Origin of the sequence: Mesobacillus sp., assembly GCF_047739415.1 — a bacterium.
In the GTDB taxonomy this organism is placed as follows: domain Bacteria; phylum Bacillota; class Bacilli; order Bacillales; family Cytobacillaceae; genus Mesobacillus.
The window spans coordinates 1-11,907 of record NZ_JBIQOE010000231.1; the positions used below are offsets into that span (position 1 = coordinate 1).

The 11,907-nt window shown below is 39.4% G+C and carries 7 protein-coding genes; all 7 read left to right on the plus strand.

The window, feature by feature from the left end; genetic code table 11:
- Window positions 1-1,239, plus strand: a 1,239-nt coding sequence (locus ACH0QE_RS18285) for an ROK family protein (protein ID WP_415801921.1), incomplete at its 5' end; no start/stop codon positions are given.
- Between the two features lie 9 nt (window positions 1,240-1,248).
- Entirely contained in the window at window positions 1,249-2,124 is an 876-nt protein-coding gene (locus tag ACH0QE_RS18290; protein ID WP_415801922.1) for a carbohydrate ABC transporter permease, read from the plus strand.
- 122 nt (window positions 2,125-2,246) lie between these two features.
- Window positions 2,247-3,008, plus strand: coding sequence for a carbohydrate ABC transporter permease (locus ACH0QE_RS18295; RefSeq protein WP_251009825.1), 762 nt, complete (start codon window positions 2,247-2,249; stop codon window positions 3,006-3,008).
- 15 nt (window positions 3,009-3,023) lie between these two features.
- Window positions 3,024-4,298 (plus strand): ABC transporter substrate-binding protein, encoded by a 1,275-nt coding sequence (locus ACH0QE_RS18300; protein ID WP_415801923.1) that lies wholly within the window; start codon window positions 3,024-3,026, stop codon window positions 4,296-4,298.
- A gap of 66 nt (window positions 4,299-4,364) precedes the next feature.
- Window positions 4,365-7,769, plus strand: coding sequence for a TIM-barrel domain-containing protein (locus ACH0QE_RS18305; protein WP_415801924.1), 3,405 nt, complete (start codon window positions 4,365-4,367; stop codon window positions 7,767-7,769).
- Window positions 7,770-7,787: 18 nt separating this feature from the next.
- Window positions 7,788-10,121: a glycoside hydrolase family 31 protein gene (locus tag ACH0QE_RS18310; RefSeq protein ID WP_415801925.1), complete on the plus strand. Its 2,334-nt coding sequence runs from the start codon at window positions 7,788-7,790 to the stop codon at window positions 10,119-10,121.
- Window positions 10,100-11,809: a glycoside hydrolase family 13 protein gene (locus ACH0QE_RS18315; RefSeq protein WP_415801926.1), complete on the plus strand. Its 1,710-nt coding sequence runs from the start codon at window positions 10,100-10,102 to the stop codon at window positions 11,807-11,809. Before ACH0QE_RS18310 ends, ACH0QE_RS18315 begins: the two co-directional genes overlap by 22 nt.
- Window positions 11,810-11,907: the final 98 nt, after the last annotated feature.

Sequence of the window (11,907 nt, forward strand, 5' to 3'; positions counted from 1 at the left end):
ATTATGGAGATGGATAATATGAATGGACTTAGGAAAGGCAGTAAGGATCTAATCAAAGAAATTAACCGTTCCATAGTAATTAACCTAATTAGGAAATCAGGCAGGATCAGCAGGTCTGATGTTTCTAAGGTCACCAAGATGAGTTTATCTACAATAACTTACATTGTTGATGAACTAATGGCCGTTGATCTGGTAAGGGAAGTTGGTGTTGCTACATCTACTGGGGGCAGAAGACCTGTACTGCTGGAGTTTAATGCGGATTACGGCTATACAGTTGGTGTGAAGATTGAGGAGAAAAGAGTTCTATTTGCTTTAACCAATCTAAACGCTGACATTTTGGATTTAGTAGAAAAGAAATTTAACAGGTTTGATAATATCCAGGATGTTGTATCAATGATTGCTGTTGAAATTAAGGAACTTTTACAAAGTGCTGATAAGCCAAAGGAACAACTTATGGGTATTGGAATAGCTGCTTCTGGATTAATCAACCGCCAGGAAGGGACGATTGTTAGATCTTCAATGCTGGGCTGGGAAAATGTTCCTTTATGCCAATTGTTAAGTGAACAACTTAATAATATTCCTGTATTCATTGATAAAAATGTCAACGCTTACACAATGGCTGAATTATGGTACGGAGAAGGAAAAGACCTGTCAAACTTCCTGTGTATCTCTGTTGGTGCCGGATTAGGTATGTCCCTCGTGGTCGATAAGAAAATTTATTACGGAGAATCTGGGGGAGCTGGTGAGTTTGGCCATACGGTAATGAAAATTGGCGGGTATCAATGTCACTGCGGACAAAAAGGTTGCCTTGAAATGTATGCATCTGAATTCTTTCTATTTAACCGCGGCAGTGAAATAAAAGAAAGCTATCCTGAAACAATCATTGAAGATTTTTCATTCGAAGAAGTATCCACTGCAGCAGAAAAAGGTGACGCTCTTGCAATCGAACTGATGAAATCATTTGGTGAAAACCTGGGATACGGAATACTAAACGCAATTAACGCACTTAATCCCCATACAATTTTGCTTATTGGAGAAGGGATGAAATACAAGCACTTATTCCTGGATGCCGCTGTAGATATTGCAACGGTGAACTTCTTCTCTGCAGCAAATATCCAAACAGAAATCAGGCCAACAGAACTAGGAGATGATTCATGGCTAAAAGGGGCAGCCTTACTTGCAATCACTCATTTGTTCCAGGCTCCGATTTATGAAGAATCTAAATCTATATTAAATTGAGGTGAGAACATGGTTGGAATGACAAAGAAAAAGACAGCCTTTTGGGTAGCTGTGTTCCTTTTTCCCAATTTAATCGGTTTCTTTACTTTTATCGTTTTCCCGCTTTTATCATCATTAGCCATCAGCTTTACGAATTGGGACCTAATTTCCACTATGGAATTCGTCGGTATTGATAATTACAAACAGCTAATGGTGGACAATGAATTTTGGGCAGCATTTACCCACACGGTAACTTTCATTATTGGATATTTACCCTTAGTAATGATTTTCGGATTAGCTTGTGCTCTACTGCTTAATCGAAAAGTAAAATTAAGAGCATTCTTCAGAGCAGCGTATTTTTTACCAGTAGTGACATCGTGGGTTGCCGTATCTCTTGTATGGAAATGGCTGTTTAACCCTAGTTACGGATTAATAAATTACTTCTTATCATTTGTTGGTATTGAGGGGCTTAATTGGCTCCAGGATGAAAGTCTAGCAATGCCAGCTATCATCATAACAAGTGTCTGGAAAGACATTGGATTTGTTATGGTACTCTTCTTGGGCGGCCTACAAAATATTTCAACCTCCTACTACGAAGCCGCAGATATCGATGGGGCAAATTCCTGGAAGAAATTCTGGAATATCACCCTCCCGCTTTTGACACCTACGACATTTTTTGTAACCATCATTTCTTTGATTAACTCATTCCAAGTTTTTGACCAGGTCATGATCATGACTGAAGGCGGTCCTGGCGGCGCAACAAATGTGCTAGTTCAAAACATATACAATCATGCTTTTCGGTATTTTGAAATGGGCTACGCTTCCGCAATGTCATGGATTTTATTCATCGTCATATTTGTGATTACTTTGATCCAGATGAGAATGCAGAAAAGGTGGGCGGATTAAACATGGAAATGAACCCGGTTACAAAACAATCAACTGTCCTTCAGAAAGACTATCAACTTACAAGTCTAAGGATATTTAAAAAAGGTTTACTGTACATCGTTTTGATCTTAGGTGCAATCGCCATGCTGCTGCCTTTTCTATGGATGATTTCTACTTCATTAAAGAATCAAGGAGCAACAATGGTCTTTCCACCACAGTTTATCCCTGATCATGCAACCTTTCAAAACTATAAGGATGTGACTGGGGCATTCCCGATGCTTCACTTTTTGGGGAATTCCTTGTTAGTAGCGGTTCTGACAACTTTGGGCCAACTGCTTTTATGTTCTATGGCAGCTTATGCGTTTGCTAGGATGCAATTTTGGGGCAGGGACAAACTTTTCCTATTATACCTGGCAACAATGATGGTTCCAGCACAGGTCACCATGATACCCCAGTTTATTTTAATGAAAAACTTTGGATGGCTTGATACATATCAGGCATTGATCGTCCCTGGATTGTTTAGTGTTTTTGGAACCTTTTTGTTAAGGCAGGCGTTCTTGTCGATTCCGAAGGAACTTGAAGAGGCAGCCTTCATGGATGGTGCCAACCATTTTTCAATATTCTGGCGTGTAATCATGCCGTTATCTAAACCAACACTCGCGACGTTAGGCATCTTTTCATTCATGCAATCTTGGAACAATTACTTATGGCCACTTATTGTAATTAATGATAAAAGCTTTGCTACTTTGCCGCTAGGATTATCTCTACTGCAAGGGAGGTGGGAAACGAATTGGAACATGATGATGGCAGGTGTAGTCATTAGTGTTTTGCCAATACTTGCAGTCTATCTATTTGCGCAGAAGTACTTTATTCAAGGAATGACAATGAGTGGAATGAAAGAATAATAAGGGGGAATTAGAATGACTCAGAAAAGGCTTATTTCGGCTATAGTTCTACTATTTATGCTTACTTTTACTGTATTGGCAGGATGTTCTGATTCGGAAAAAAGCTCTGGAGGTAACAAAGATGAAACGGTAACAATCAATTACTTTACCTTTTCACCAGGTACTGACCATGAAAAAGACCTACAAGACATGATCAGTGCTTTTGAAAAGCAAAATCCAAATGTAAAAGTAGATTATGAGATTGCTGCTTATGATGATTATTTCACAAAGCTGCAAACCATGATTGCTGGCGGGAAAGCACCGGATGTATTCGAGCTTAACTATGAAAACTTCGTTAGTTATGCCTCAAAGGGAGCTTTAGCGGACCTGTCTAAATACATTGAAGAAGATAAAGACTTTGATCCATCTAAATTAAATCAAGAAGCATATAAAGCTTATCAATACGAAGGAAAGCAATATGGTATGGTGGAAAGCTTCTCAAACGTTGTTACTTTCTACAATAAAGACTTGTTTGATAAAGCAAAAGTGGATTATCCAACTGCAGAATGGACATGGGAAGATGAATTAGCAGCAGCGCAAAAGCTCACAAACAAGGATGAGAAGATCTGGGGTACTTATTCACCGATTCAGTTCCATGAATTCTATAAAGTGATTGCTCAGAATGGTGGATCTGTATTCAATGAAGACAAATCAGAAGTAACAATCGATAGCCCTGAAAATGCAGAAGCACTTCAATACATGGTTGATAAGGTGAACAAATATAAAGTAACTCCTTCTGTAGGAGATCTATCAGGCCAGTCGCCAGAGGATTTATTTAAAAATGGTCAAATCGGGATCCTGCACACTGGAATCTGGATGTTATCCGCTTTTAAAGATGCACCATTCAAATGGGATATTGCACTTGAAGCAGGTAATACTCAAAAGGCACACCACTTCTTCGCAAATGGATTAGCAGTTTCAAAGGACTCAGATGCTCAAAACGCTGCTTATAAATTTGCACGCTTCATGAGCGCTAGTGACGAAGCCGCAGAAATTCGAATTGCAAGTTCATGGGAACTTCCAGCAATCACGAATGAAGAAATCTTAAAGCCTTATCTGGAACAAACTCCTCCAGAAAGCAGGGAAGTTATTTTTGAAGCACTGGATACGCTTGTTTTACCTCCAGTAATTGAAGATTGGAGTAAAATGAGTGACCTGATCACAAAGGAACTAGAAAATGTGGTGAATGGTAAAAAGAGCCCTGAAGAAGCATTGAAAGTTATGCAGGGAGAATTAGAGAAGTTGAAGTAATCAAATCTGGAGAAGGATATCGAGGCATCCTCATATCCTTCTCTTCTAACATAAGGGGAGAGAGACATGGATTCAAAAGCAATGTACAGCAAGCTGCTTAAAGCTCATGTATACCAGTTAAATAATGATTATCCATCCTCGGAAAGAATTCTTCTTAATCATAAACCTCAACTTGATAAGGACAGTATACACCTTATTGCTACCTGGCTATGGAATGTGCAGAACCATTTAAAAGAGACAAATAGTGAGAACTTGAAAGAAGTTAATGTTCAACCTTACTTAACGTTTCTCCAGGATAATTGGAGAAAACCTTTAGAACGTATCTGGGGAGACGGCAAGAAAGATATTCATGTTTCGAACATTGCAATGGTGTATGCGGCATTAACTCAATCCAAAAATAATCTCCAGCAATATGAACTCCAAAAAACAATCACAGAAATCAGAGATTTTGTTTTTGACTCTCTACTTTCTGGGGGTATTTTGCTTAATGCGGTGAATGAACGGCAAATTTCATTGGATATGCTTACTGCAGTTATGCCATATGGATTGTTTTCTCCTGAGGACTTAATTGTGGTAGAAGCAGTTGGCCAAATCGAAAGGAAGTTAGTGAATAATACAGGGGCACTAAAAACGATTGAAGGTAAGAAAGAATCTTCTTCAGCAACTGCGCTTTTGTCATTATATTTTCTGGAAAAGGGCAACTATGAAAAAGCGAATACCTATTTAAATTTCGCACAAAGCTTGATTGGAAAAGAGTCGGCAGAGGAATCCGAGCTTGGAAAAGTGATTATTGAAATGATAGACCACTATAAGGTTGATTCAATAGAAGAGTACAAAATAGTACATACACCCTTTGGCAATCATAACATTTACGAACCGCAACTTACAGAACGAAGTCCACATCATCCGACAACTGAAGAGCCAATAACAGTAGCATGCCAGGTATGGCCTGAAGGAGAAGTAGATACGGTTTTATTAACTCTAGAGTCAGCTAGCGGTGATATCGTAAAGACAAATGAGTTAACCAGGAAATATGTTGATGATAAAAAAGTGTACATATGGACTGGAACTATAGAGCCTCTGACCAAGCAGGAGGACTTCAGTTATCATTTCTCTGCTTATAAAGGCGAGAGCCTTAAGGTGCAATCAGAGCGGTTTCCAATCACACCTCTAAAACGCCGGGTACTAAATGAATTCCGCCTTTTTGAAAAGGCTGAGAGTGAAGTAGTCTTGTTAGCGAAAGATGAGGATGGTTTTTCTTCACAGGTCAATTTGGGCTTTAATGATGACCAGTTTTATATAAATATTGATTCTAATATTAATCAAGAATTCCTCCAGGAAGAATGTGAAGCTCTCACCCTAAAATCCATGAACCAAGAATTTACTGTTGACCTGAAGTTAGATCCTTTTTTTATCTGCATAAGAGATGCCAACAAAACACTGTTAGAGTCACATGATTTCCTTTCCTTTATTGAATGTACGACTGATAAGAATCAGCATATAAGGGATTTAAAGCTTAATTTCCATACACCGTTGAACGAAAGCTTTTATGGATTTGGTGAGAGATATAACGCTGTTGAGCAGCGAGGGAATATCATTGATTGCTATGTTTATAATCAGTATCGAGACCAAGGTACAAGGACTTATATGCCTGTTCCTTTTTACATCAGTTCACTGGGATATGGCTTGGTGGTTAATACCAATAGGTACACCCATTTTGACATTGCTCACTCATTGAAGGATGCCTTGTCTATTAAGATAAGGATGTCAGAAAAAGAACAAAGCACCTCGATTACCGCATTCTTAGGAACACCGAAAGAAGTGATTGAATCCTTTACTTCGAAAACTGGCAAACCAGTATTACCACCTGTTTGGGCATTTGGGCCCTGGATTTCGAGCAATAACTGGGACAGGGACAGTCTGACCCGTTCAGAAGTTGAGAAAACAAACGAATATCAGATACCAGCGACTGTTCTAGTTCTGGAACAGTGGAGTGATGAAGCCACTTATTACATGTTCAATGATGCCCAATATGAAGTGAAAGGTAATGGAGAAAGTCATACCTACAACGAAATGGAGTTTCCTGAATGGGGACGATGGCCGGATCCGAAGGGATTGTTTGAATACCTGCATGATAACGGGTTGAAAGTTCTTCTTTGGCAGATTCCGATTAAAAAGTACTTGAACAGGCAAACACAACCGCAAAAAGATGCGGATGAAAAATATATGCTGGAAAATGGATATGTTGTCAAAAAGAAAGACGGATCTCCATACAGGATGCCTGAAGGCTGGTTTAAAGAAAGTCTATTAATGGACTTTTCAAATCAAGAAGCTAAAGAATGGTGGTTTAGCAAACGGAAGTATTTGCTTGAAATTGGAGTGGATGGCTTTAAAACAGATGGCGGGGAGTTTGTGTTCGGAGACGAATTGCTGTTTGCTGATGGGAAAACCGGCGACGAAATGCGTAACTTGTATCCAAATGATTATATAGAGGCGTACTACCAATTCGCTAATGACTTTAAAAGCGGAGATGCAATGACCTTTAGCCGTGCCGGATATATGGGAGCTCAAAACTTCCCGGCACATTGGGCAGGGGATGAAAGATCGACTTTTGACGCTTTTAAGCGGTCTTTGGCTGCAGGTATCACTTCTGGAATGTCAGGAATTCCATTTTGGGGCTGGGACTTAGCGGGATTCAATGGTGATATTCCAACGGCCGAATTGTATGTCAGATCTGCGGCCATGGCGGCCTTTTGTCCAATTATGCAGTATCACGCTGAAAGCAAAGGTGAGTTTAATCAGGATCGCACTCCATGGAATATTGCGGAGAGAACCAATCAAAAAATTGCAATTGAGGGATATAGATTTTATGCCAATGTCCGAATGAACTTGCTCCCTTACATTTGGAACGAAGCAAGAAAAACTTGTGAAACAGGTATTCCATTAATGCGCTCCTTATTTATGGAGAACCCCGAGGATCAACGAGGTGAAGGAGTATTCGACCAATATTACTTTGGATCTTCTTTATTGGTTGCACCTGTAACAGAAGAAGGTGCAACTTCAAGAAAAGTTTATTTCCCTAAAGGAACTTGGTTTGATTTCTGGAACGGAAAAAGAATTATTGGTCCTGCCTATGAATTGATTGATTCACCACTTGACCATATTCCTGTTTACGTAAAAGAAGGGACCGTAATTTTAACAAATGTGAATCAAACGCTTCAGTTAGGTTCTTGGGTTTCCAATGATATTTCCAGTTATGTCAGACCTTTATTAAGGATTTATTTAAAAGATGGATTATCCGAAAGAATCAATGACCACCTGAATAATCAATGGGTTGTTGATGTTATAGAAGAATCGGATAGATGGAAGATTTCAGTAAGTGGACCAACAGAAGAATTTGATGTTTATCTTCCTGATGAAGCTAACTCTGAAGGAAAAGCTGTTTTTATAAACGGAAAGAAAAAAGCTTGAGTTCATGGAGGTATGAATGTGTTAGATACAACTAGTTTTGCTATCCTTCCAACCCAGGAAAAGATCGAAGGCGAACCTAAACTACATGTTGGGTCAGTCAAATCTTTCTCGTGGAAAGATCATATGCTAACAGGCACTAATGAGCATGGTGAGTTTTTGATTTATTTTGTAGAAAAAAAGATTCCTAGAATCTTAATAAATCCATTTGGAAAAGTAGAGTCGGCATCGAGCATTGCTGTTTCACTTAAGGAAGTGCCTCATGAGGCATCGTTTGAGGAAACGAATGACCAATTAATGATCACCTGTGATTCGGTAAAAGTTGAGGTAACCAAAGATCCTTTCAAAATAAAGATATCAAATGACCAAAGAACATTCTTCCAGTCGGGTAGTCCGTCAGTTTTTTATAAAAACAGTGGTGAAGTCTTTTTTGATGCACTAATGGAGACTGATGATGTCTTTTATGGATTTGGGGAAAAGACTGGCTTCCTCAATAAGAGAGGTTCGAAATTGTCGATGTGGAATACGGACGTTTATGCGCCACACAATAAGGACACGGTTGAGTTGTACCAATCCATCCCATATTTTGCTGTTCATAACAAGCAGAGATCTTATGGACTTTTCTTTGATAATACATTTAAAACCGAATTTGATACCCAGACCTACTCAAATAAATTCAGGATGAGTGCCAATGGTGGCCAACTCGACTTCTACCTTTTTGCTGGTGGAGATTTAAAGGAAATCACCACCCTTTACACCGAGCTGACAGGAAAGATGAGTCTGCCTCCCAAATGGGCGATTGGATATCATCAGTCCCGCTATAGCTATCGATCAGAAGAAGAGGTCTTGGAAGTCGCTAATCGTTTCAAAGAAGAAGGAATCCCATTGGATTGTATATTTTTCGACATTCATTATATGAGGGATTATCGAGTATTTACCTTTGATAAGGATCATTTTCCTCACCCTGATAATCTGATCTCTACCTTATTAAATAACGGGATCAAGGTTGTGCCAATTGTAGATCCAGGAGTGAAAAAGGATGTTCAGTATCCTGTGTACGCAGAAGGGGTAAAGAAGGACTTGTTTTGTAAGTATCTTGATGGGCAGATTTATCATGGGGATGTCTGGCCTGGAACGAGTGCTTTTCCTGACTTCATGAATTCTGACGCTAGGAGTTGGTGGGGTAGTTTGCATAAATTCTATACCGATCTCGGCATTGAAGGAATTTGGAATGATATGAACGAACCGTCTGTCTTCAATGAAAGCAAGACCATGGATCTCGATGTGATGCACGATGTGGATGGAGAATTGAAACCGCATTTGGAGATGCACAACACCTACGGACTCTACATGAGTAAAGCAACTGCCGAAGGACTTTCAGAGCTTTTACCCGATAAACGTCCTTTCGTTTTGACCCGTGCTGGTTATGCGGGTATCCAAAGGTATGCCACCGTCTGGACGGGAGATAACCGAAGCCACTGGGAGCATCTTGAAATGTCACTGCCGATGATCATGAATCTTGGCATATCAGGGGTTGCTTTTACTGGAGCAGATGTTGGAGGTTTCTCTTCTGACTGTACACCTGAATTGTTGATAAGGTGGACACAGGTCGGGGCTTTCATGCCTTATTTCAGAAATCATAGTGTACAGGACAGTATCCGACAGGAGCCATGGGTTTTTGGTGAAGACACATCTGCAATAGTTAAGAAATACATCAAACTGAGATATAAGTGGCTTCCTTATCTCTATTCCCTATTCCATGAGTCATCCCAAACGGGAGTCCCAATCGTTCGTCCTCTAGTAATGGAAAATCCTGAGGATGAAAATACATTTAATATCAGCGATCAGTTCCTTTTGGGAAGCAATGTCATGATCGCACCTATTTTACGGCCAGGTACCACCCATCGGTCCATCTATCTTCCTGAAGGAGTTTGGTATGATTACTGGACTAAAGAATCCTATCAAGGTGGAAAGTATGTATTAATTGAAGCAGGGTTAGATAAGCTCCCAATCTATATAAAACAAGGAACCATTCTTCCTATTGGATCAGAAGTTCAAAATACAACTGAAAATCAAATCCTAGATATTGAAGTTTATGCTGGTGATAAAGGGAAGTTCAGTTTGTATGAAGATGATGGAAGTTCCCTTGGCTATAAAGATGGTCACTATTCCATCACAAATTTCCAAACTGAAATGAATGAGGGTTATCTGAGAGTTAATGTAAATATAAGCGGAGATAAGCAATGGAAAAGCCAAGTAAAAGGTATGAAGGTTTATGGCTACGAAGGAGACGTTAGGATTGAGAATTTATCTGATGTAAGGGAGCCAGAGAAATGGAAAATCGAGATACTGTAGTGGAAAAGGTAAAGAATGACCAACAATGGTGGAAAAAAAGTATTGTGTATCAAATCTATCCTAGAAGTTTTTATGATTCCAATGGTGATGGTATTGGGGATCTGCAGGGAATTATCCAAAAGTTGGATTACTTAAAGGAGCTTGGCGTGGATGTGATCTGGCTAAGCCCTATCTATGACTCTCCAAATGACGATAACGGTTATGACATAAGGGATTACTACCAAATCATGAAGCAATTTGGAACGATGGAGGATTTGAATCGTCTTCTTGATGCTGCTCATCAGCGAGGATTGAAAATCATCATGGATTTAGTAGTGAATCATACTTCTGACGAACACTCCTGGTTTGTAGAATCGAAGAAAGGCCTGGCTAATCCGTATCGAGACTATTATGTTTGGAAGCCAGGAAAGAACGGGAAAGAGCCGAACAATTGGGGATCGATTTTTAGTGGGCCGGCCTGGGATTATGACGAAAATACAAATGAATATTATCTGCATCTTTTTTCAAAAAAACAGCCTGATTTGAACTGGGAAAATCCAGCTCTAAGGAATGAAATTTACACCATGATGAAATTTTGGCTTGATAAAGGCATAGACGGTTTTCGTATGGACGTCATTAACTTTATTTCTAAGGTCCCTGGTCTTCCGGATGGGGAGGTTAAAGAAGGTGCTATATATGGGGATGGAGGTCCATACTTCGTAAACGGACCAAAGATTCATAAATACTTGAGAGAGATGAATGAAAAAGTTCTATCCCACTACGATATATTGACTGTTGGGGAGATGCCGGGAGCGAGTACTGCAGATGCGGTGATGTACACAAATCCTGAAAATAAGGAAATTAACATGATTTTTACCTTTGAACACATGGGCTTAGATAGTGGTCCTACTGAAAAATGGGATCTCAAACCTTTGAATCTGGTTGATTTAAAGGAGAATCTGACTAAATGGCAAAGTGAATTGCATGGCACAGGTTGGAATAGCTTGTATTGGAATAACCATGACCAGCCAAGGATTGTTTCCCGGTTTGGTGATGACCAAGAGTACCGAGTGGAATCTGCCAAAATGCTTGCGACTTGCCTTCACATGATGCAGGGGACACCTTATATTTATCAGGGTGAAGAGATCGGCATGACAAATGTGAAGTTTGAATCGATCGAACAATATCAAGACGTCGAGACATTAAATATGTTCAGAGAAAAACGGTCTCTTGGAGTTCCAACAGAAGATATCATGAACTCGATTTATGTAAAAGGCAGGGACAACGCCAGGACTCCTATGCAGTGGAACGAACAAATTCATAGCGGGTTCACGAAAGGAACTCCATGGATCGAAGTAAATCCACGCTATAAAGAAATTAATGTAGAAGCAGCTTTAGAAGATAAAGAATCTATTTTTTATCACTATAAACATTTAATCTCTCTTAGAAAGAAATTAGATGTCATCACAACCGGTGACTTCAATCTATTATTTGAGGATCATCCAAAGATTTTTGCATATGAGCGAAGAAGTGAGAATGAAAAGCTTATTGTTTTGTGTAACTTTAGTAATGAAGAAATTGTAATTGAAGAAGAAGCATTATTAACAGAAATTGCTCGAGCAGAATTGATTGTACAAAATTATAAAGAAGTAGAACACGGTAAATTAAGGGCATATGAAACTTTAGTTTGCTATCAAAAAGGTAATTAATAACTAAAAAAGCTGCAAAACCAATTGGTTTTGCAGCTTTTTAGCAAGTGGAGAATAGGGGGCTCGAACCCCTTACCTCAACGCTGCCAGCGTTGCGC

Bases quoted from the DNA above. Each gene is read 5' to 3' on its own strand.
- ACH0QE_RS18300 (WP_415801923.1), top strand. From the start codon at position 3,024: ATGACTCAGAAAAGGCTTATTTCGGCTATAGTTCTACTATTTATGCTT.
- ACH0QE_RS18315 (WP_415801926.1), top strand. From the start codon at position 10,100: ATGGAAAATCGAGATACTGTAGTGGAAAAGGTAAAGAATGACCAACAA.
- ACH0QE_RS18290 (WP_415801922.1), top strand. From the start codon at position 1,249: ATGGTTGGAATGACAAAGAAAAAGACAGCCTTTTGGGTAGCTGTGTTC.
- ACH0QE_RS18295 (WP_251009825.1), top strand. From the start codon at position 2,247: ATGCTGCTGCCTTTTCTATGGATGATTTCTACTTCATTAAAGAATCAA.
- ACH0QE_RS18305 (WP_415801924.1), top strand. From the start codon at position 4,365: ATGGATTCAAAAGCAATGTACAGCAAGCTGCTTAAAGCTCATGTATAC.